The sequence below is a fragment of the Candidatus Accumulibacter sp. ACC007 genome (genome assembly GCF_907163205.1).
Taxonomy (GTDB): domain Bacteria; phylum Pseudomonadota; class Gammaproteobacteria; order Burkholderiales; family Rhodocyclaceae; genus Accumulibacter; species Accumulibacter regalis.
In genome coordinates this window covers 1,482,780-1,502,947 of sequence record NZ_CAJQUD010000001.1, presented here as the reverse complement: position 1 = coordinate 1,502,947, position 20,168 = coordinate 1,482,780, and the positions used below count along the sequence as shown (strand labels likewise).

Annotated in this window: 18 protein-coding genes; 13 read left to right on the top strand and 5 right to left on the bottom strand. The window is 62.3% G+C overall.

Annotated features, from left to right (window positions below):
• Nucleotides 1-13: 13 nt before the first annotated feature.
• Genes lspA through QZ634_RS06475 form a run of 3 tightly spaced genes read right to left on the bottom strand, consistent with a single transcriptional unit; the run spans nt 14 to nt 4,321 of the window.
• Nucleotides 14-529, bottom strand: a complete 516-nt coding sequence (gene lspA, locus QZ634_RS06485; RefSeq protein ID WP_291986551.1) for a signal peptidase II — start codon at nt 527-529, stop codon at nt 14-16.
• Complete coding sequence (ileS, locus tag QZ634_RS06480; protein WP_291986549.1) at nt 516-3,389, bottom strand: isoleucine--tRNA ligase; 2,874 nt, start codon at nt 3,387-3,389, stop codon at nt 516-518. Before ileS ends, lspA begins: the two co-directional genes overlap by 14 nt.
• Before the next feature lie 8 nt (nt 3,390-3,397).
• The gene (locus QZ634_RS06475; protein ID WP_291988055.1) at nt 3,398-4,321 is read right to left on the bottom strand and encodes a bifunctional riboflavin kinase/FAD synthetase; all 924 of its coding nucleotides are present in this window, start codon (nt 4,319-4,321) and stop codon (nt 3,398-3,400) included.
• A 305-nt stretch (nt 4,322-4,626) separates the two neighbouring features.
• Between QZ634_RS06475 and QZ634_RS06470 the strand changes: the two genes are divergently transcribed.
• The 10 genes from QZ634_RS06470 to QZ634_RS06425 all read left to right on the top strand — a co-directional run bounded on the left by QZ634_RS06470 (nt 4,627) and on the right by QZ634_RS06425 (nt 14,237).
• The gene (locus tag QZ634_RS06470) at nt 4,627-7,104 is read left to right on the top strand and encodes a heavy metal translocating P-type ATPase (protein ID WP_291986547.1); all 2,478 of its coding nucleotides are present in this window, start codon (nt 4,627-4,629) and stop codon (nt 7,102-7,104) included.
• A 6-nt stretch (nt 7,105-7,110) separates the two neighbouring features.
• Nucleotides 7,111-7,317: a cbb3-type cytochrome oxidase assembly protein CcoS gene (gene ccoS / locus QZ634_RS06465; RefSeq protein WP_291986545.1), complete on the top strand. Its 207-nt coding sequence runs from the start codon at nt 7,111-7,113 to the stop codon at nt 7,315-7,317.
• 332 nt (nt 7,318-7,649) lie between these two features.
• On the top strand, nt 7,650-9,077 hold the full coding sequence (ccoN, locus tag QZ634_RS06460; protein ID WP_291986543.1) for a cytochrome-c oxidase, cbb3-type subunit I: 1,428 nt from the start codon (nt 7,650-7,652) through the stop codon (nt 9,075-9,077).
• 12 nt (nt 9,078-9,089) lie between these two features.
• Nucleotides 9,090-9,704: a cytochrome-c oxidase, cbb3-type subunit II gene (gene ccoO / locus QZ634_RS06455; protein ID WP_291986540.1), complete on the top strand. Its 615-nt coding sequence runs from the start codon at nt 9,090-9,092 to the stop codon at nt 9,702-9,704.
• A gap of 4 nt (nt 9,705-9,708) precedes the next feature.
• Entirely contained in the window at nt 9,709-9,903 is a 195-nt protein-coding gene (locus tag QZ634_RS06450; RefSeq protein WP_043565437.1) for a CcoQ/FixQ family Cbb3-type cytochrome c oxidase assembly chaperone, read from the top strand.
• Nucleotides 9,900-10,808: a cytochrome-c oxidase, cbb3-type subunit III gene (gene ccoP, locus QZ634_RS06445; RefSeq protein WP_291986538.1), complete on the top strand. Its 909-nt coding sequence runs from the start codon at nt 9,900-9,902 to the stop codon at nt 10,806-10,808. Before QZ634_RS06450 ends, ccoP begins: the two co-directional genes overlap by 4 nt.
• A gap of 150 nt (nt 10,809-10,958) precedes the next feature.
• Nucleotides 10,959-11,780: a DUF3313 domain-containing protein gene (locus tag QZ634_RS06440; RefSeq protein WP_291986535.1), complete on the top strand. Its 822-nt coding sequence runs from the start codon at nt 10,959-10,961 to the stop codon at nt 11,778-11,780.
• 339 nt (nt 11,781-12,119) lie between these two features.
• On the top strand, nt 12,120-13,535 hold the full coding sequence (gene ccoG, locus QZ634_RS06435; protein WP_291988053.1) for a cytochrome c oxidase accessory protein CcoG: 1,416 nt from the start codon (nt 12,120-12,122) through the stop codon (nt 13,533-13,535).
• A complete protein-coding gene (locus QZ634_RS06430) occupies nt 13,532-14,089 on the top strand; it encodes a FixH family protein (protein WP_291986533.1) in 558 nt (185 codons plus the stop codon). Before ccoG ends, QZ634_RS06430 begins: the two co-directional genes overlap by 4 nt.
• Nucleotides 14,090-14,096: 7 nt before the next feature.
• Nucleotides 14,097-14,237, top strand: coding sequence for a DUF3149 domain-containing protein (locus tag QZ634_RS06425; RefSeq protein ID WP_291986531.1), 141 nt, complete (start codon nt 14,097-14,099; stop codon nt 14,235-14,237).
• 58 nt (nt 14,238-14,295) lie between these two features.
• Here the strand turns inward: QZ634_RS06425 and QZ634_RS06420 are convergent, their stop codons facing one another.
• On the bottom strand, nt 14,296-14,841 hold the full coding sequence (locus tag QZ634_RS06420) for an NUDIX hydrolase (RefSeq protein WP_291986529.1): 546 nt from the start codon (nt 14,839-14,841) through the stop codon (nt 14,296-14,298).
• A gap of 296 nt (nt 14,842-15,137) precedes the next feature.
• Here QZ634_RS06420 and motA point away from each other — a divergent pair, with 296 nt between their 5' ends.
• The 3 genes from motA (at nt 15,138) to QZ634_RS06405 (ending at nt 19,356) form a co-directional block, all read left to right on the top strand.
• A complete protein-coding gene (gene motA, locus QZ634_RS06415) occupies nt 15,138-15,995 on the top strand; it encodes a flagellar motor stator protein MotA (RefSeq protein ID WP_043565446.1) in 858 nt (285 codons plus the stop codon).
• 32 nt (nt 15,996-16,027) lie between these two features.
• The gene (motB, locus tag QZ634_RS06410; RefSeq protein ID WP_291986527.1) at nt 16,028-16,990 is read left to right on the top strand and encodes a flagellar motor protein MotB; all 963 of its coding nucleotides are present in this window, start codon (nt 16,028-16,030) and stop codon (nt 16,988-16,990) included.
• A gap of 71 nt (nt 16,991-17,061) precedes the next feature.
• Nucleotides 17,062-19,356: an alpha-amylase family glycosyl hydrolase gene (locus QZ634_RS06405; protein WP_291986525.1), complete on the top strand. Its 2,295-nt coding sequence runs from the start codon at nt 17,062-17,064 to the stop codon at nt 19,354-19,356.
• Nucleotides 19,357-19,463: 107 nt separating this feature from the next.
• On the opposite strand, the gene QZ634_RS06400 is transcribed toward QZ634_RS06405, so the two are convergent.
• On the bottom strand, nt 19,464-20,072 hold the full coding sequence (locus QZ634_RS06400; protein WP_291986523.1) for a glutathione S-transferase: 609 nt from the start codon (nt 20,070-20,072) through the stop codon (nt 19,464-19,466).
• Nucleotides 20,073-20,168: the final 96 nt, after the last annotated feature.

The window sequence follows — 20,168 nt, the reverse complement described above, 5'->3', positions numbered from 1 at the left end:
TCACGGTCGTGGCTCAAGTGCGTTTGCCGTGGCCTGATCGCGCGGCACGGTCGTCGCTGTCGTGCTTGCCGAACAGTTGGTCGATAATCATCAACACGGCGCCGATGCTGATCGCCGCGTCAGCGATGTTGAAGGCCGGCCAGTAGAAACCGGCAGCGTGCCATTGAACGAAATCGACGACGGCACCAAAGCGCAGCCGGTCGATGACGTTGCCGAGTGCGCCGCCAAGGATCAGGGTGAGGGCCAGCGAAATCCTGAACTCACCGCTGTGGCGTGGCAGGATGCTGACGATCCATGCCGAGATGGCCAGCGCCATGAGCGTGAAGAACCAGCGCTGCCAGCCGCCGGCATCGGAGAGGAAGCTGAACGCCGCGCCGGCGTTGAAGGTCAGCACCCAGTTGAAGAACGGGGCGACGTAAATCGAATCGCCAGGCTGCAGCTTGGCCAGAACCAGCCACTTGCTGAGCTGATCGAGGACGATGATTACGCCGGCCAGCCATAGCCAGCGTTCGATATTACGCGAAGGCACGGGTTTCGCCTTCTCCGTCCAGGTTGCTGACGCAGCGGCCGCAGAGGCCTGGCCGATCGGCGTGGCTCCCGACGTCGTCGCGGACATGCCAGCAGCGTTCGCACTTGGCGGCCACCAGTGGCGCGCAATGCAAACGCTCGCCGGCGCCGTCGCTGACCTCGATCGCCGTGGCCTGCGAACAGATCAGGACGAAGCGCAGATCGTCGCCGAGCGAGGCGAGGATCTCGTACTTCTCGCCGGCGCAGTGCAGGCGTACCTCGGCCTGCAGCGACGAGCCGATCTTTCCGGCGCTGCGCAGCTCTTCGAGGGCGCGCATGACGTCGGCGCGATAGGCACGGATTTTCTGCCACTTGTCGAGTAGCTCGCCTTCGTCCGCCGGCTCCGGCAGCGCTTCCCAAGTGTGCAGCATGACTGACTGCGCGGCGTCGCCGGTCTGAATCTGCCAGATCTCTTCGGCGGTGAAGGAGAGAACCGGGGCCATCAATTTGACGAAGCTTTGCAGGATATGCCACAGAGCGCTTTGCGCTGAGCGCCGCGCCGGCGAGCTGGCGGCGGTGGTGTACAGACGGTCCTTGAGGATGTCGAGGTAGAAGCCGCCGAGATCTTCGGAACAGAAGGTCTGCAGCGACTGGACGACGCGGTGGAACTCGAAGCGAGCGTAATCGGCTTCGCACTGCGCCTGCATTTCGCGCGTCATGGCCAGCGCGTAGCGGTCGATTTCGAGCCACTGTTCGACGGGCAGCAGGTCGCGCGGGGCGTCGAAGTCGGCGGTGTTGGCGAGCAGGAAGCGCAGCGTGTTGCGGATTCGCCGGTAGGACTCGACGACCCGCTTGAGAATCTCGTCGGAGATCGACAACTCGCCAGAGTAGTCTGTGGCGGCGACCCACAGGCGGAGGATTTCGGTGCCCAGGGTATCGGCGATCTTCTGTGGGGCAATCACGTTGCCTTTCGACTTGGACATTTTCAGGCCCTTGCCGTCGACCACGAAGCCGTGCGTGAGCAGGGCGTTGTAGGGCGCACGGCCGTCCATTGCACAGCCGATGAGTAGCGAACTCTGGAACCAGCCGCGATGCTGATCGGAACCTTCGAGGTAAAGATCGGCGGGGTAGGCGAGTTGCGTACGATGCGATCCGCGCAGGACGCTGGAGTGCGTCGCGCCGGAGTCGAACCAGACGTCGAGGGTGTCGCTCATCTTGCGATAGTGATCGGCTTCGGCGCCGAGCAGTTCGTTCGCCTCGAGCGCGAACCAGGCTTCGATGCCGGATTTCTCGACGCGCAGGGCGACGGCTTCGACCAGTTCGGCGGTGCGCGGATGCGGTGCGCCGGTTTCGCGATGCAGGAAGAAGGGGATCGGAACTCCCCAGTTGCGCTGCCGCGAAACGCACCAGTCGGGGCGTGTCTTGATCATCGCTTCGAGGCGCGCTCGACCCCAGCTGGGGAAGAACTGCGTTTCGTCGACGGCGCGCTCGGCGCGCCAGCGCAAGCTCGCTTCCTCTTCGTTGGCTGCGCCATGTGAGCCGTGTGAGCTAGGTGCGCCATCCGCCGTCGGCGAAGCGTCGCCTGAGGTTGCCCGCTGCTCCATGCCGACGAACCACTGCGTCGTGGCCCGGAAGATGATCGGCGTCTTGTGGCGCCAGCAGTGCGGGTAGCTGTGCTGAATTGTTTCCGAGCACAGCAGGTGGCCGCTGGCGGCGAGTTCCTGGAGGACCAGCGGGTTGGCTTCCCAGACGCTTCTTCCGACCAGTTCGCCGACCGACAGCGCCGGGGTTCCGGCTACGAAGCGGCCGTCGTCTCCGACCGGGTTGTTCACCGGCAGGCCATAGACCTTGCCGATCAGGTAGTCGTCGGTGCCGTGCGCAGGCGCCGTGTGCACCAGTCCGGTGCCGGCTTCGACGGTGACGTGTCGACCGCAGATGATCGCCACGTCGCGCGTTTGGAAAGGGTGACGCAGGAGCACCTGTTCGAGCGCCGCGCCCTTGGCGGAACCCAGCACCTTACCGCTCAGCGCATAGCGTTGCAGGCAGGCATCGGCGAGTTCGCGAACCAGGAGCAGCGCCCCTTTCGGAGTGTCGATCAGCTGGTAGTCGAAGTCCGGGTGCGCGCTGACCGCCTCGTTGGCCGGCAGGGTCCAGGGAGTGGTCGTCCAGATGACGGCGAAAGCGGGGCCACGCAGGTGCGTCAGGCCGAACGCCCTGGCCACCTTGTCGGCGTGATTGGGGTGTACCTCGAAGGCGACGTCGATCGCCGCCGAGCTCTTGTCTTCGTACTCGACTTCGGCTTCGGCCAGCGCCGAGCCACAGTCGAGACACCAGTTGACCGGTTTCAGACCCTGGTAGAGGTAGCCTTTTTCTAGGATCGCCCCGAGCGCGCGGATTTCGTCGGCCTCGGTCGTGAAGTCCATGGTCAGGTATGGATTGTTCCACTCGCCGAGAATGCCGAGGCGGATGAAGTCCTTCTTTTGCCGTTCGACCTGCTCGCCGGCGAAGGCGCGGCAGAGGGCGCGCACCTGGTCGGCAGGAACGTGTTTGCCGTGCAGCTTTTCGATCTGATGCTCGATCGGCAGGCCGTGGCAATCCCAGCCCGGCACGTAGGGGGCATCGAAGCCGGCCAGCGTCTTGGATCGAACGATGATGTCCTTGAGGATCTTGTTGACCGCGTGACCGATGTGAATGTCGCCGTTGGCGTAGGGGGGGCCATCGTGCAGAACGAAGCGTGGCCGTCCCTGCGCCAGCTCGCGGATGCGCTCGTAGAGCCTGCTCTCCTGCCAGGCGGCGACCCACTGCGGTTCGCGGCTGGGGAGGTTGCCACGCATCGGAAACGGCGTGTCGGTCAGGTTGAGGGTTTGCTTGTAGTCAGCCATGGCGGTTCTCAGAACTGGAAGTAGGCTTTCGCGGCTTCGACGTCGTTGGCGATTTGCGCTTTCAGGGCGTTGAAGTCGGGAAATTTCATTTCGTCGCGCAGCTTGTGCAGGAAGCGAACGTTCAGGTGCGCGCCGTAGATGTCCGCACAGAAATCGAAGAGGTGCACTTCCAGCAGCGGTCGCGTTACCCGGTTGGCGCTCGGGCGGTAGCCAAGATTGGCCGCACCGCGGTGCGGGCCGCCAGGAAGTCCCTTCACCTCGACCGCGAAGACGCCTTGCAGCGGAGGTTTCTGGTGTTTGATGCGGATATTCGCGGTGGCGAAGCCCAGTTGCCGGCCGATCTTGTCGCCATGCACCACCCGCCCGTCGATCGAATAGGGGCGGCCGAGCAGACGCGCGGCGTGCTCCAGCCGCCCGTCCTCCAGTGCATCGCGGACCGCCGAACTGGAGGCGCGTTCGCCTTCGAGGGTGACGCTGGGCATGGATTCGACCTGAAAGCCGAGGCGCGCGCCGGCCTCGCGCAGCAGCGCGAAGTCACCGCTGCGGCGAGCGCCAAAACGGAAGTCGTCGCCGACGATCAGATGGCGGACACGCAGCGCGTCAACCAGTACCGTGGCAATGAAGTCGTCGGCGCTCAAAGCGGCGAAGCCGCCGTTGAAATGGCAGACGTAGGTCAGGTCGACGCCGTCGTCGGCGAGCAGTTCGAGTTTCTCGCGCAGCGTGGACAGGCGCGACGGCGCCATTTGCGGCGCGAAGAACTCGCGCGGGTGCGGCTCGAAGGTGAGCACTGCCGCCGGCAGGCCGGCGTCCGCGGCCACGGCCGTCAGGCGGGCGAGAAGCGCGCGATGACCAAGGTGCACGCCATCGAAGTTGCCAATGGTCAGTACAGTGGCGCTGTGCGCTTTGCGAGAGTAACCGCGATAGACGAGCATCGGCAGCAGGCGGGGACGAAAAAACGTGCAATTATAACCAGTTTCATGCACCGTCAGCGCCTATCGAGCGGCATGCGACGGTGGGTAGTGCGGCTGTGCGGGCGTTCTGGCAGTGCCTGGCGGTGAATCGTTCGTCGCTTGCCCGCAGCCTTCGCGTGCCGGCCGTTGTCCGTGCTGCGGCGCGATTGACGGTAAGATGCCGGCAGTTTCCGGGCTGCGCCCTGGATGCACATGCTGCCTTCGAGGCAGCGATCCTTCGCTTCATGCGGGCGCCGGGCGGCGCCCTTTTCTTGTCCCTGGCGGTGATGAACAACAGCAATTGCTACCATTGCGGCCAGCCTGTGCCGGTCGGCGTTGATCTGGAGGTAGGCATCGACGGTCAGCCGCGCGCGATGTGCTGTGGTGGCTGCCAGGCGGTGGCGCAGGCGATTGTCGGCAACGGGCTCGCCGAGTACTACCGCAACCGCGACCAGCTGCCCGATTCGCCGCGCGAGGCGCTGCCGAGCGTCGTCGACGGCCTGCAGATTTACGATCACCCTGATTTCCAGAAAAGCTTCGTGCGCGTTCTCGCCGCGGCGGGCGAAGCCGGTCGCGACGGTGTCGGAGGCAGCGAGCGGGAAGCGTCGCTGATCCTCGAAGGGATCACCTGTTCGGCGTGTATCTGGCTTAACGAGCAGCATCTTTCGCGCCTTGCCGGGGTCACCGCGGTGGACATCAACTACGCCACGCGACGTGCCCGAATCCGTTGGGATGATCAACGCATCAAGCTCTCCGATATTCTGGCGGCGATCGCCGCGATCGGTTATCACGCGCATCCGTACGATCCGGCGAAGAGCGAGGAGCTGGCGGGCAAGGAGCGGCGCAGTGCGTTGTGGCGGGTGTTCGTCGCCGGCTTCGGCATGATGCAGGTGATGATGTACGCGCTGCCACTGTACCTGGCCGGCGACGGCGAGATGACCGCGGACATAGAGCAACTGCTGCGCTGGGCGAGCCTGCTGCTGACCACGCCGGTGGTCTTCTATTCGGCTGCCCCGTTCTTCCGCAACTCGTGGCGCGACCTGCGTTTGCGGCGGGTCGGCATGGACGTGCCGGTTGCCCTCGGCGTCGGCGCCGCCTTTGCGGCCAGCGTCTGGGCAACGCTGACGGCGAGCGGCGAGGTCTATTTCGACTCGGTGACGATGTTCGTCTTCTTTCTGCTCAGCGGGCGTTTCCTGGAGATGAGCGCGCGGCAACGCGCGGTGAGCGTCACCGAAGCACTGGCCAGGCTGATGCCGGCGGTGGCTGGCCGCATTGCCGGCTATCCGGAGAAGCGCGAGGTGGAGCAGGTGATGGCCGCCGACCTGCAGCCCGGTGACGTCATCCTGGTCCGGCCCGGCGAGACGATTCCCGCCGACGGGCGGGTGATCGAAGGCGCGAGCAGTACCGACGAGGCGCTGCTCACCGGCGAAAGTGCGCCGGTGCGAAAAGGACCAGGACTGGTCGTGACCGGCGGTGCGGTCAATGTCGAGAGCCCTTTGCTGGTCGAGGTGCTGCAGGTTGGCGAGGGAACGCGGCTATCGGCGATCGTCCGCCTTATGGAGCGGGCAGCAGCCGAGAAGCCGCGCATCGTCGAGTTGGCCGACCGGATTGCCAGTCGCTTCATCGTCAGCTTGCTGCTCGTGGCGGCGGCGGTCGCCGCCGTCTGGTGGACCATCGACCCGGCGCAGGTGCTGTGGATTACGGTGTCGGTACTGGTCGTCACTTGCCCCTGCGCGCTGTCGCTGGCGACGCCGGTGGCTCTGACCGTGGCCAGCGGGGCGATGGCTCGGGCTGGCCTGCTGGTGACGCGCAGCCACGCGGTCGAGACCCTGGCTCGCGCCAGCCATTTCGTTTTCGACAAGACGGGGACGCTGACCAGCGGGCGCATGCGTTTGCTTGAAGTCATGCCGCTGAACGACCGTTCGTCGGCATTCTGCCTGGCTCTCGCTGCGGCGCTGGAGCAGGCGTCCGAGCACCCGATCGGCGCCGCCTTGCGCACGGCAAGCAGCGGCCAGGCCGTGCCGGTTGTCGACGCACCGAGCAACGAGCCGGGGCGGGGAATCAGCGCCCGCTACGCTGGCCGCCGAGTGCGTCTGGGCCAACCGGACTACGTTCTCGCCTTGCACGGCGAGCCTCTGCCGCCGTCGGCCGAACCCTTGCTGGCCGGGGGCGATACGGTCGTCGCTCTCGGTGACGAGAGTGGCTGGATGGCGCTCTTTCGTCTCGGTGACGAGCTGCGGCCCGAAGCGGCGGCGATGGTCGCCGCCTTGCAGGCGCAGGGCCGGCAGGTGATCCTGCTGAGTGGCGACGCGGCTCCGGCGGTTCAACGGGTGGCGCAGGCCCTGGCCATCGACGAGGTGGTGGCGGGGGCGTCACCGCAGGCAAAACACGACTTCGTTCGCCAATTGCAGGACAGTGGTGCGGTGGTGGCGATGATTGGTGACGGTGTCAACGATGCGCCGGTGCTGGCCCAGGCGCAGGTTTCGGTGGCCATGGGCGGGGGCGCGCAGCTGGCGCGCACGCAGGCCGACCTGGTGCTGCTCTCCGAGAATCTGGATCACCTGCGTCGTGGCGTGCTTGTTGCGCGTCGTTCGCTGGCGGTGATCCGGCAGAATCTGCTATGGTCTTTCGCTTACAACGCGGTTGCCTTGCCGCTGGCGATGGGCGGTTACATCACTCCGTGGATGGCCGGTATCGGCATGTCGGGGAGTTCGCTGCTGGTGGTCCTGAATTCTATGCGGCTGCAGCAAGTCGCCGCGAGATGAGCGCTGATGGAAACGCTATACCTGCTGATTCCGATATCTGTCGTCCTGGTCTTCCTGATCGCCATCGCTTTCTGGTGGTCTCTGCGCAACGGTCAGTTTGATGACCTCGAAGGCCCGGCCTACCGCATCCTTATGGACGACGATACGGTCACAAGACCCGCTGCCAGTGACCCCGATTCGTCGCCAGGCGAGGCTCGGCGTGGGCCCGGTTGAGAGAAATGGTCGGCGGCCAATCTCCACCACTCTTGACCCAAATCAAGACAGACGCGTTTGGGGCCACGATAATTGATCCCATGACGGGCGCCAATGCTCTGGCATTGTGCGCTGCAAGATGCGAAGGGCTTTTTCTCTGTTGGGGTTCGGGTGCGTTTCGGCGCACCCTTTTTTTGTCTATCAGGCCTTGATGGTCGAGCGGCTGGAGTTTGAGCGGTGTCAAGTTGCGCCGCAAGAGGTTAGAATAGCATCCGAAAAGCTAGTGCCCATGCAGTGGGTGAGGGCATTAAGGGCGGTGAGAACCGGTTTACAGTCATAAACGAGGTGAGTCCATGTCGGAAACTCAGTCAACATACAACTACAAGGTGGTGCGGCAGTTTGCCGTGATGACCGTCATCTGGGGCATCGTCGGAATGCTGGTCGGGGTGATCATCGCTGCGCAGCTGGTGTGGCCTGACCTTAATCTGGGCTTTCTGCATTTCGGTCGCCTGCGTCCGCTGCACACCAACGCGGTGATCTTTGCGTTCGGCGGCAGCGCGCTTTTCGCCACCTCGTATTACGTTGTTCAACGTACCTGCCACACGCGAATCTTTTCGGATGGGCTGGCGGCCTTCACTTTCTGGGGCTGGCAAGCAGTGATCGTTCTGGCGGCTATCACCCTGCCGCTGGGGATGACCCAGGGGAAAGAGTATGCCGAACTCGAGTGGCCGATCGATATCCTGATCGCGCTGGTCTGGATCGCCTACGCGGTCGTGTTTTTCGGCACCATCGCCAAGCGCAAGGTCAGCCACATTTACGTCGCCAACTGGTTCTATGGGGGCTTCATTCTCGCCGTCGCCTTGCTGCACATTGTCAATAGCGCTGCCATTCCGGTTTCGCTGACCAAGTCCTACTCGGCCTACGCGGGTGTGCAGGACGCGATGGTGCAGTGGTGGTACGGCCACAACGCGGTCGGCTTTTTCCTGACCGCCGGCTTCCTCGGGATGATGTACTACTTCGTCCCCAAGCAGGCCGGTCGCCCGGTATATTCGTATCGCCTGTCAGTGGTGCACTTCTGGGCGCTGATCTTCACCTACATGTGGGCCGGTCCCCACCATCTGCATTACACAGCGCTTCCCGACTGGACCCAGTCGGTAGGCATGCTCTTCTCGCTGATTCTCCTGGCACCGTCCTGGGGCGGCATGATCAACGGCGTGATGACCCTCTCGGGTGCCTGGCACAAGCTGCGCGACGATCCCATTCTCAAGTTCCTGATCACCTCCCTGTCGTTCTACGGGATGTCGACTTTCGAAGGCCCGATGATGGCCATCAAGACGGTCAACGCGCTGTCGCACTACACGGACTGGACGGTCGGGCATGTGCACTCCGGCGCGCTTGGCTGGGTGGCGATGATCTCCATTGGTTCCATCTACTACCTGTTGCCGCGTTTGTACGGCAAGCCGGAAATGTTCAGCGTCAAATTGATCACCGTACATTTCTGGGTGGCAACGATCGGCGTCGTGTTGTACATCGCTTCCATGTGGATCGCCGGCGTAATGCAGGGCTTGATGTGGCGCGCGGTCAATGCCGACGGTACGCTGACCTACAGCTTTGTTGAATCGGTCAAGGCCTCGTATCCCTTCTGGGCGATCCGCTTTGTCGGTGGCGTTCTCTTCCTTTCCGGCATGCTGATCATGGCCTACAACATGGTCAAGACGATGGCTGGCGGGCGCACGGTGGACGATGCGCTGGTTCTGCAACCGGCTGCCCAGCACGCCTAAGAGGGGATTGAAATGAAATTTACGCATGACAGTATCGAACGCAATGTCTGGCTGATGGTGGTGCTGACCATTCTCGTGGTCAGTGTCGGTGGCCTGGTCGAAATCGTGCCGCTCTTTTTCCAGAAGTCGACCACCGAGCCGGTGGCCGGGCTGAAGCCTTACGATCCGCTGCGCCTGACCGGGCGTGATGTCTATATCCGCGAGGGCTGCTTCCTCTGTCACTCGCAGATGATTCGTCCGTTCCGGGCTGAAACCGAGCGCTATGGCCACTACTCGGTCGCTGGCGAGTTTGTCTACGACCATCCCTTCCAGTGGGGCTCGAAGCGTACCGGCCCGGATCTGCATCGGGTCGGTGGCCGCTATTCGGACGAGTGGCACCGTGCGCACCTGATCAATCCGCGCGACGTGGTCCCCGAGTCGAACATGCCTGCCTTCGCTTTCCTCGAAGGTGCGCCCGCCGATGCTGCGCTGATCGAGACCAAGATGCGTGCCTTGCGCAAGGTGGGGGTTCCCTACAGCGATGAGGAAATTGCCGGCGCCAAGGCACAACTTGAGGGAAAGAGCGAGTTGGACGCCGTCATCGCCTATCTGCAGGGAATGGGCCTCGAACTGAAGAACGCGAAGTAAGCGCATGGACATCAACGATTTACGAGCCATCGTCACCGTCGTCTCGCTGCTGACCTTCCTTGGAATAGTGTGGTGGGCGTACGGCGTGAAAGGCAACAAGAAGCGCTTCGAGGAAGCGGCCATGCTGCCGTTCATCGATGAGGAAGCGGATTGGGCCGAGCTCGGCCTGGATCGCCACGGAAAAAGGAAAGCATCATGAGTGATTTTGTCAATCAGTTCTGGAACTGGTACGTCATTCTCCTGACGGCCGTCAGTATCATTGCCTGTAGCGTCGTGCTCTGGTCGCAGAACATCACGCCTGTCTCCGGCAAGGCGGATACTACCGGTCACGTCTGGGACGAGACGCTCGAGGAGTACAACAACCCGCTGCCGAAGTGGTGGATGTGGCTTTTCCACATCACCGTGGTTTTTTCGCTGGTTTACTGCGTTCTCTATCCGACGCTGGGCAGTTTTCAGGGCGTATTGGGGTGGTCGTCCGACGGGCAGTACGCCAAGGAAGTGGCCAAGGCCGACGCCGAGACCAAGCCACTCTACGACAAGTACCTGGCGATGGATCTGCCGGCTCTGGCAGCCGACAAGGAGGGCGTCGAAACCGGCAAGCGCTTGTACCTGACCTACTGCATGCAGTGTCACGGTGCCGACGCGCGCGGTGGGAAAGGCTTCCCGAACCTCGCCGACAACGATTGGCAGTGGGGCGGCGAACCGGCCGCCATCGTCGAGACGATCAGCAATGGTCGGATGGGAGTGATGCCCGCGCACGCTCAACTGGGTGCCGAGACGATCAAGGACCTCGCCAACTACGTGCGTTCGTTGTCGGGTCTGCCGGCCGATTCGCTGCGCGCCGCCAAAGGCCAGGAGAGTTTCAACAGCGTCGGTTGCTCGGGCTGTCACGGGCCGGATGCGAAGGGAATGCATGCTCTGGGGGCGCCCAACCTGACCGACTCCATCTGGCTGTACGGCGGTTCGGAGCCGGCGATCATCGAAACCATCACCAAGGGCCGCAACAACCAGATGCCGGCCTGGCAGCAGTTTCTCGGCGATGCCAAGGTGCACGTTTTGTCGGCCTACGTGCTGAGCCTCAACAAGGGCGCCGAAAGCAAGTAGCTGGAGTGCTGCCTAGCCTAGTGAGAGCGGCCTCTTGGCCGCTCTTTTTTGATGGCTGGCCGAGATTCGTCGCCAGTCGTCGCTCCGCTGTCGCAATGGATGCGCTGGCAACGCCAATGCGTCATACTCACGTCCTTTCAGGGGAACACGATGAAGAAATCCGCAGCCGTTGTACCTGTATTTCGTCAGCGCAGCATTGCGCTTGCCGGACTTGCCGCCGTCCTTCTTCTGGCGGGTTGCGCGAGCGATACCGCCATCATGGGAAGCGGCGCGATGGTCACCGCCAGCGACAAGACGCGCATGACACAAAGCGGTTTCCTGTCCGATTACGCGCGCCTGAAGCCAGCCCCCGGAGCTGAGGGGGTCGAGTGCTGGCGGGATACCAAACTCGACGCCAGCAAGTACGACAAGGTGCTTATCTCGCGCATCGTCGTCTCGCTCGTCCCTCCCAAGGACCAGAGTGAGCCGCCGACCATCGATCCTAGTGACCTGAAGACGCTCACCGACTACTTCCACAATTCGCTGGTCACGGCCTTGAAGCCTCAAATGCAGGTGGTCGATAAAGCCGGGCCCGGGGTGCTGGTGATGCGCATCGCACTCACCGATCTGGTGCCAACCAAGGTCAGCGACAGCGTCGCCGGGACCCTGATTCCTTACGGTTTTGTCGTCGAAGCGGGTTCCGGTGCGGCGACCGGAAGGCCGGCGGGTTCAACGCCCTACATGGGCGAGACGGGCATGGAAATGCAGTTCCGTGATGGTGGGTCGGGCGCCGTCGTCGGCGAGTGCAGGGACACCGAGATCGGACGCAAATACGCGGCGGACGTCGACGGGAGCACGGTCGGCGCAGCGCAAACCTGGGCCAGCGGCTATCTGAACTCCTTCCAGGCCTGGTCGTATGCCAAGAACGCTTTCGACAAATGGTCGCTGCTGGTGGCCAAGCGCCTCGGCGAACTGCGCGGCGTCAGTCCTTAACCGAGCCAAGGGGCTGTCGCGCAGCCGGCGAGCGGCGACGGCAAACGCTGCGCTTCTTTCGCGTGCATTGGCGGCAGTCGCTTTCGGAAGGTTTCGTTCAGCCAAGCCTCCGGCGCTGCCTAAGGGGCCTGCGGCGTCAGCCGCAGGGCTGCTGCTCCGCTTTTCCGGGACACGGACGCTGGCCTTCGGGTCCAGAGAAGAGTCGCCAGCGCTGCCTCGGCGCGCCCTGTGCCGAGCGCCCGAATCGCTGGCGGCGCTGATGCATATCAAACCCACGTCGGCCGCCGATCGGTAATATCAGCGTTTGGTGTAATTCTGAAATTGATCGGAGCTCAGATGATGAATGAGGCGGCCAGCGGAAAGGCCAAGGCCATTCCCATCAACGTCGAAGGTTTGTACGAGAAGCACAAGACGGTTCACGCCCGTACGGTGACCGGGATGTTCAACAACTGGCGCTGGGCGATGGTTTTCGTTACCCAGGCCTTGTTCTATGGTCTGTGCTGGTTCGAATGGAATGGCCGGCAGGCGGTACTTTTCCACATCGTCGAACGCAAGTTTTACATTTTCGGCATGGTTTTCTGGCCGCAGGACGTGATCTACTTGGCGATTCTGCTGGTGATTTCGGCCTATGGGCTGTTCCTGGTCACTGCCGTCGGGGGGCGCCTGTTCTGCGGCTACGCGTGTCCACAGACCGTATACACGGAAATCCTGATGTGGATTGAACGCAAGATCGAAGGCGAACGTCCCGCGCGAATCAAGCTCGATGCACAGCCGATGAATCCGCGCAAGTTCCGGCTCAAGTTCATCAAGCATTCACTGTGGCTGCTGGTTGCGCTATGGACGGGGATTACCTTTGTCGGCTATTTCACGCCGATCAAGGAGTTGCTCGCCGAAATGGCGTCGTTCCGGATCGGGCCATGGGAAGGTTTCTGGGTGTTCTTCTACGCCTTTTTCCTGTACATGATGGCCGGTTTCCTCCGCGAACAGGTGTGCAAGTACATGTGCCCGTACGCACGCTTCCAGGGCGTGATGTTCGACCCGGACACCTTGATCATCAGTTACGACCCCGAGCGCGGCGAGCCGCGCGGGCTGCGCAAGAAGAAGGGGGGCGCGGATACGCCGCCATTGGGTGACTGTGTCGACTGCAGCATCTGTGTGCAGGTGTGCCCGACCGGTATCGATATTCGCAATGGTCTACAGCTCGAATGTATCGCCTGTGCGGCCTGTATCGATGCCTGCGATCAGGTGATGGACAAAGTTGGCTCGCCACGCGGGCTGATTCGCTACTCGACAGAGAATGCTCTGGCCCAACACTACACGGCGCGCGAGATCCTCGCCCACCTGTGGCGCTTCAGGACGCTGCTGTATACCGGCATCCTGCTGGCCATTATCGTGGCCGCGGCGTGGAGTCTCAGCCAGCGCGTGCCGCTGAAGCTGGACGTGCTGCGCGATCGCTCGAGCTTGTCACGCGAGGCCACCGACGGACGTATCGAGAACGTGTTTACCCTGCGCATTTCGAATACCGACGAGGCGGCGCACCGCTATGTGATCAGCGTCAGTGGCATAGACGGTATTGATATCGTCGGCGAGCGCTTCGTTGACCTTCCGGCCGCCTCATCGGATACCGTTTCTCTCTCGGCGCGGGTCGAGCCGGGGCGCGCGAAGAAGGGCTCCAACCAGATCTTCTTCGAGGTTCGCTCCGAGACTAACGATCAAATCTCCGTTCGTGAAAAAGCAAGTTTCTTCATGCCATGAAGAGTACGCGCGCGACCGATAGCGGCCCATGGTACCGCGAGCCCTGGCCCTGGCTGATCATGCTCGGACCGGCGGTGGTCATTGTCGCTGGTGTCGCGACGGCCTATCTGGCGGTGATCAGCAATGACGGCCTGGTGGCCGACGACTACTACAAGCAGGGACTGGCGATCAATCAACGTGGCGAGCGTGACCAGCGCGCGGCTGAATTGGGGTTGCAGGCCGAACTGATTCTAGGCGGCAACGGCGATCGCCTGCGGGTTCTACTGCGCGCCAACGACGGTACGCCATTGCCTGCGACGCTCGCTTTGCGCATTACGCACCCGACACGGCCGGGATTCGATCAGAGCGTTTCATTGCGCTCCGAAGGGGGTGGCGTCTATGGCGCTGAGCTGGCGCCGATACATGGTCGCTGGCGCCTCGTTCTTGAGGACGAGCGGCAGGAATGGTTGCTGGCGGGCGACTGGGAGAGCGATAAACAGCCCACGCTGAGGCTGACGCCGTCGGCGCGAGCGGCGCCGGCGGAAGAAAAGAATTCAGCAAACAACGAAAGGTAAGCAAGAGATGGCTTGGGATCTGCTGTTTTCGAGCGACTTCGGTCTGTTCAGCGTTTTTGTGATTGTCTTCCTACTCGGCATGTCGGTCTGGTTCCCCTATTTCTTCCGCAAGAAGATGCGTGAGGACGAACAAAGGAAGATGAAGTAGATCGCGGGAGGTGGTCACTCTTGCCCGCTGTATGAGCTAGGCCATTGTCCGGTCCGGGTCAGGTGTTTGCCGCCGCTGGCCGTAGTTCATCTTCGTGGAGCACGAAGCGACCAGCCTTGCGGTCCGCAAAATAGGCCCGCAAGCATAGCGTGACGCTTTGGAAAGCGAGTTCCTGCCACGGCACGCTCTGCTCGGCGAAGAGTGCTGTGTCGAGGGTTTCGAGGCCGGCTGCGAAGCCGGTATCGAGCAGTCGGGCACGGTAGAAGAGGTGCACCTGGTTGATGTGCGGAATGTTGACCAGCGAGAAAAGCCCGCCGAGCTCGACGCGGGCACAGGCTTCTTCAAGCGTCTCGCGTGTGGCCGCCTGGCGGGTCGTTTCGCCGTTCTCCATGAAGCCCGCGGGCAGCGTCCACAAGCCATAGCGTGGGGCGATAGAACGCCGGCAAAGGAGGATTTTATCCTGCCATTCGGCGATGCAGCCAATAACCAGCTTCGGGTTTTGGTAATGGATCGCGCCACAGCACTGGCATACGTGCCGTGGCAGGTTGTCTCCTTCCGGAACCACCAGACTGACCGTCTTGCCGCATTGACTGCAGAAATTCATTTCTCGGAGTCCCCGCGCTGCTTTCGCTGACGCCGCAAGTTTATACGATTCCGGTAGGCGGGACGGTGCCCGCGGCGACGGCAGCGATTTTGGCCCTACGGCGAGGGAAGGCGCGACTTGCGCACGGCGCGAGCGGGCATTGGTCGCGATGCTCGAAACGCGGCAATCTTTCGCCGAATAGGTGCGGCCTTGCTGCTCGAGACGTGTCTGCAACGTGCAATCTGGCTACAATGCGCGACAATGCTGTGTTAAGTCAGCGACGCGCGCCTGAAGCGCGATGACAAAGGGGGGGCTGGATGTTTCTGATTGTTGGCTACGTAATAATTCTGGTGTCAGCGCTAGGGACCTACGCGGTTCACGGCAGCCTGGCGGCACTGTGGGTGCCCCTTGAGTATATTGCGATCGTTGGCTTGACGATCGGTGGCTTTGTCGCCAGCAACGATCTGAAGATCATCAAATCGACGATTGGTGCCTTGCCAGGAATCTTCAAGGGTTCGAAGTTCACCAAGGTTCTCTACGTCGACCTGCTGGCAATGCTCTTCGAGGTCTTGGCAAAGGTGCGCAAGGAAGGGCTGATGTCCATCGAAAACGACGTCGAGAACCCGCACGACAGCCCGATCTTCAGCAAGTACCCAACGCTCGCCAAGGATCATCATGTGATGGAATTCATCACCGATTATTTGCGCATGATGGTCGGTGGAAACCTCAACGCCATCGAGATCGAGAATCTGATGGATATCGAAATCGAAACCCACCACCACGAGGTGGAGACACCGGGGCACGTCGTGTCCAAGGTGGCTGACGCGGTTCCGGCGTTTGGTATCATCGTCGCCGTGATGGGCGTGGTGAACGTCATGGGCTCGGTCGGCGAGCCGCCAGCAGTGCTCGGAAAAATGATCGGTGGCGCGCTGGTCGGCACCTTTCTCGGTATTCTCATTGCTTACGGCTTCGTTTCGCCAGTGGCCAGTCTGCTGGAGCAGAAGGCGCAGGATGGTTCGAAGATCTATCAGGTGATCAAGGTCGTCCTGCTGGCGTCAATGTCCGGCTACGCGCCGCAGGTGGCCGTCGAGTTCGGTCGCAAGACGCTGGCCTCCGGGGTACGTCCGACGTTTGGCGAGCTTGAGGAAGAACTCAAGAATCGCAAAGGCAAATAGGTCATGCCGATGCGGCTGACGGGAGGCGCTGAATGACTGACGATGTACGCCCGATAGTCATCAAGCGGATCAAGAAGGTGGCTGGCGGCCACCATGGCGGTGCCTGGAAGATCGCCTACGCCGACTTCGTTACCGCGATGATGGCGTTTTTCCTGCTGATGTGGCTGCTTGGCTCTACGGCCAGCGGCGATCTGCAGGGGATCGCCGATTATTTCCAGAACCCACTGAAGATCGCTTCGCAGGGCGGCTCGGGGACAGGCGACAGTTCGAGCGTTCTCAAGGGCGGCGGCAAGGACTTGACGCGCAGCGCCGGCCAGGTCAAGAAGGGCGACATCGACGCCAAGAGCAAGACCATCAACCTCAAGGAAACCAACGCCGAACACGCGCGCAAGGTCTTCGAAGAGCGCGAGGCGCAGATGCTGGGGCAGCTCAAGGAGAACATCGAAAAGCTGATTGAAAGCAATCCCGCGCTCAGGCAGTTCAAGAGCCAGCTGTTGATCGACATTACCAGCGAGGGTTTGCGCATCCAGATCGTCGATGAGCAGAATCGCCCGATGTTCGATACCAGCAGCGCCGAGCTGAAGAGTTATACGCGCACAATTCTGCATGAAATCGGCAAAGCGCTGAATGCCGTACCGAACAAGTTGAGCCTCTCCGGGCACACCGACGCCGCGCAGTTCAGTGGCGGCGACAGGGGTTTCTCGAACTGGGAGTTATCGGCCAATCGTGCCAACGCGTCCCGGCGCGAGCTGATCGCCGGTGGCATGGATGAACACAAGGTGTTGCGCGTTGTCGGTCTTGCGTCCACAGTGCTCTTCGACAAGAACGATCCGCTCAGCTCGATCAATCGCCGGATCAGTATCATCGTCCTCAACAGGCGGGCGGAAGAATCCCTGTTGCAGGAAGACGGCAAGGCGGATGCGGTCGAGGTCGGTGGCGAGGGAATCGATGCCGGTGCCATCGCGGCGCCGCCGGGGAGTGGGCGCGGGGGGTAGCGTCCTAGAGCGGCCGATGGCTTGAGCGGTCGCTCACGAAAAGCACGGTCACTCTCGTGAGGAGGACTCGAATGAGAAGGCGTGAACTCCGCAACGGTGTGCTGACCGTTGCACTGCTGGCAGCGAGTGCTGCTTTATCCTGGGCGGGTGATGAATTGGCGGCGGTAGCTGCGGAGAATTCGCCGAAGGTGTCAAGTGCGCCGAGCGCGGCGAGCAGCCAGGAAGCTCGCTACGGTGCGCATGTGGGCGCTGACGGGTGGGTGGATTTCGTCGTCCATGCGCCTGCGGCGACGGCGGTAGACCTCCTGCTGTACGATGATCCAAGGGCACGCACGCCGCAGCGGCGGGTGGCCATGACCCCTGCCGGTGACGACTGGAAGGCCCGGGTTCGCGGCAGCAGGCACGGGCCTGCCCTGTTCTATATGTATCAGGCCAGTGGTCCGCGTGAGATCTCGCCAGAACGGCCCTTCGGCGCCTTGTTCAACCCCGCGTACGTGCTCAACGACCCGTACGCGTATCGCACCGAAAACGTCAACTACGACGCCTTCTTCGCCGCTGTCCCGTTCACGGACATGACCACCCCGGTCTATGCCGGCGGTGGAAAGAGCGTGGTCTACGACCATTCCGGCGACGGTTTTCCGGGGCACGTGCGCATTGCACCCGAAGATCTGATCGTCTACGAACTGCACGTGCAGGACTACACCGCCACCCTCGAAGGACTCCCGGCGGCGCGGCGCGGGACCTATCTCGGGCTGGCTCGCGGTGGACTCAAGACCCCGGGCGGCCTTTCCGCCGGGATCGATCATCTGGTCGAACTGGGCGTGAACGCGGTCGAACTGATGCCGGTCATGGAGTACGACGAGCAGAGCGGCAACCAAAGCGGTCGCCTCAATCACTGGGGCTACATGACCAGCAATTTCTTCGCTCCGGAGGCGCGTTATGCGGCTTCTCCGGGTCGACAGGTCGTCGAGCTCAAGCAACTGGTGAGGGCTTTGCATCAACGCGGCATCGCGGTGTTCTTGGACGTGGTCTATAACCATACGGCCGAGCAATCCCCCTGGGTGAGCGACGGCCGCCTGGCGGCCAAGTGCTTCAACCTGATGTGCCTGGCGGCCGATCGTGTTTACCGTCCGACGCCGGACGGGCGCCATTACCTGAACAACACCGGTACCGGCAACGATGTCGATTTCTCCGGCGGCAAGCGCTACAGCAAGCAGCTGGTTCGCGATTCTCTCGCCATGTGGCATCAGATCTACGGGATCGACGGTTTCCGCTTCGACCTGGCGAGGATTCTTGCCGAGGGTTCGCACGACGCTGCGGATTGGGTGGACAACGATCCTCGCTATGCGACCGCGCATCTGCATGCCGAACCGTGGGACATGGGTGGGCAGTGGTGGGATTTCATGGACAGCGACGGCTGGGGTGCCGACAACAACCGCTGGGCGAAATGGCTCGGGCACTACCGCGACAAGGTCCGGCGCTTCTCGCAATCCAGCCTGAAAGACCCGGAAGCTTTCAAGCAGCTCATCGAAGGCCGTGGCGCGGTGAGCCGTGGCGATGGACCGGCAGCGTCGAGCAGGCCATGGCGCTCCATCAACCTGCTCGCTGTTCATGATGGCTATACGCTGCGCGATTGCACCTGGTTCAACGATTCCGATGGTTCGCAGAATTGCTGGGACAGCAACCAGGACGAGGATCTGCGCCGCCAGCGCGAGAAGCTGTTGCTCGGCATTCTGCTCACTTCGCAGGGAGTGCCGGTAATTCTGCAGGGTGACGAGTTCGGGCGTAGCAAGGCGGGAGCCGCTGCGCAGGAGGGCGCGCGCAATAGCTATAACTACGAATCCAGTACCGGCGACCTGGCGGTGAACCGGGTGAACTGGATCGACTGGCGGCTGAAGGACGGCGACAACAGCGCTTCGCCCACTGGGCCAGCGTACGGCAAGGAACTGTTCGAGTGGACGCGCGGCCTGATCAGTCTGCGCAAGAAGTGGAGTCATTTCCGCCGCCACGACTTCGCGCGCTACGTGCATGCTGCCACTGACGACCGCGCCGGGCCGATCAACGATGGTGGTTTCAGCTACGTCTGGGAGGGTCCCGCCAGCGGCGAGCCGACGCAACTGGCTGTCGTCTGGTGGGGCAAGGCCGGCGAGCCTGACCTGATGGTGATCTACAACGAGGGTTGGGAGCCGTTCAAGGTCGACAACCTGCCGCACTGGTCGCGGGGAAACTGGAAAATTCTCGCGCGTTCATGGCACGGTCCCGGCCAGGACATGTGTCTTGGCAAGTGGAAGCAGTGCCCCGATGCGGGTGGCGCGGTGACTGTCGCCGGGCGCTCTCTGGCGATCCTGGTCAGCGACAACGACTGATGCCATGAGCGGCGACCGATTGCCAGTGTTCTGCCGCCGGCCGAAAGGCGCGTGCAGAAGCAAGGAGGCCGCTCTGCGGCGGCCTCTCTAGTGTCCAGCAGGCGCCTTCAGTCGTGCGGTACGGTCTCGGCGAAGGCGGAGCGCGCCAGCAGTTTGTCGTAGAGGCGGGCCAGCTTGGGGTGCTGTTCCTGCCAGTTGATGTCCGGGAAGCGGAAGGCAAGGTAGCCCAGGGCACAGCCCACGGCGACGTCGGCGAGCGAAAAATGCATTCCCATGCAGAACGCTTTGTTACCGAGTTCGTCGGCCATGAACTCCAGGCTGCGGGCGATCTTCTCTTCCTGGCGGCTGATCCAGTCGGCGCCCTGCTGAGCGGCCGGGCGTTTCTTTTCGAGGAAGGTCAGCGCGGCGGCATCGCAGACGCCGTCAGCCAGCGCCTCCCAGCGCTTGACTTCAATGCGTTCACGATTCTGGCTCGGCATCAATTTGTTGTTCGGGGCGACATTGTCGAGGTATTCGACAATCACTCGCGAGTCGAATAGGCTGGTGTTGTCGTCGAGGAGAAGGACCGGTATCTTGCCCAGTGGGTTGACGTTGGCCACCTGGGTTGCTGGAGTCCACGGCGAGTCGAGCTCAAACTCATAGTCGATTTTCTTTTCTGCCAGAACGACGCGCGCCTTGCGGACGTAGGGGCTGGTCAGTGATCCGATGAGTTTCATTTGCTTCCTGATCGTAAATATTTGCGCACAATTATAGCATCGCAGCCGTATCCCGATGACGAGCGCCTTCCGCGGACAGGTAAAATAGCGGGCTAT

What these genes read in the sequence shown, in the direction of transcription:
- ileS (WP_291986549.1), bottom strand. Translation starts at nt 3,389, where the DNA reads ATGGCTGACTACAAGCAAACCCTCAACCTGACCGACACGCCGTTTCCG.
- QZ634_RS06475 (WP_291988055.1), bottom strand. Translation starts at nt 4,321, where the DNA reads ATGCTCGTCTATCGCGGTTACTCTCGCAAAGCGCACAGCGCCACTGTA.
- QZ634_RS06470 (WP_291986547.1), top strand. Translation starts at nt 4,627, where the DNA reads ATGAACAACAGCAATTGCTACCATTGCGGCCAGCCTGTGCCGGTCGGC.
- ccoS (WP_291986545.1), top strand. Translation starts at nt 7,111, where the DNA reads ATGGAAACGCTATACCTGCTGATTCCGATATCTGTCGTCCTGGTCTTC.
- ccoN (WP_291986543.1), top strand. Translation starts at nt 7,650, where the DNA reads ATGTCGGAAACTCAGTCAACATACAACTACAAGGTGGTGCGGCAGTTT.
- ccoO (WP_291986540.1), top strand. Translation starts at nt 9,090, where the DNA reads ATGAAATTTACGCATGACAGTATCGAACGCAATGTCTGGCTGATGGTG.
- QZ634_RS06450 (WP_043565437.1), top strand. Translation starts at nt 9,709, where the DNA reads ATGGACATCAACGATTTACGAGCCATCGTCACCGTCGTCTCGCTGCTG.
- ccoP (WP_291986538.1), top strand. Translation starts at nt 9,900, where the DNA reads ATGAGTGATTTTGTCAATCAGTTCTGGAACTGGTACGTCATTCTCCTG.
- QZ634_RS06440 (WP_291986535.1), top strand. Translation starts at nt 10,959, where the DNA reads ATGAAGAAATCCGCAGCCGTTGTACCTGTATTTCGTCAGCGCAGCATT.
- ccoG (WP_291988053.1), top strand. Translation starts at nt 12,120, where the DNA reads ATGAATGAGGCGGCCAGCGGAAAGGCCAAGGCCATTCCCATCAACGTC.
- QZ634_RS06430 (WP_291986533.1), top strand. Translation starts at nt 13,532, where the DNA reads ATGAAGAGTACGCGCGCGACCGATAGCGGCCCATGGTACCGCGAGCCC.
- QZ634_RS06425 (WP_291986531.1), top strand. Translation starts at nt 14,097, where the DNA reads ATGGCTTGGGATCTGCTGTTTTCGAGCGACTTCGGTCTGTTCAGCGTT.
- QZ634_RS06420 (WP_291986529.1), bottom strand. Translation starts at nt 14,841, where the DNA reads ATGAATTTCTGCAGTCAATGCGGCAAGACGGTCAGTCTGGTGGTTCCG.
- motA (WP_043565446.1), top strand. Translation starts at nt 15,138, where the DNA reads ATGTTTCTGATTGTTGGCTACGTAATAATTCTGGTGTCAGCGCTAGGG.
- motB (WP_291986527.1), top strand. Translation starts at nt 16,028, where the DNA reads ATGACTGACGATGTACGCCCGATAGTCATCAAGCGGATCAAGAAGGTG.
- QZ634_RS06405 (WP_291986525.1), top strand. Translation starts at nt 17,062, where the DNA reads ATGAGAAGGCGTGAACTCCGCAACGGTGTGCTGACCGTTGCACTGCTG.
- QZ634_RS06400 (WP_291986523.1), bottom strand. Translation starts at nt 20,072, where the DNA reads ATGAAACTCATCGGATCACTGACCAGCCCCTACGTCCGCAAGGCGCGC.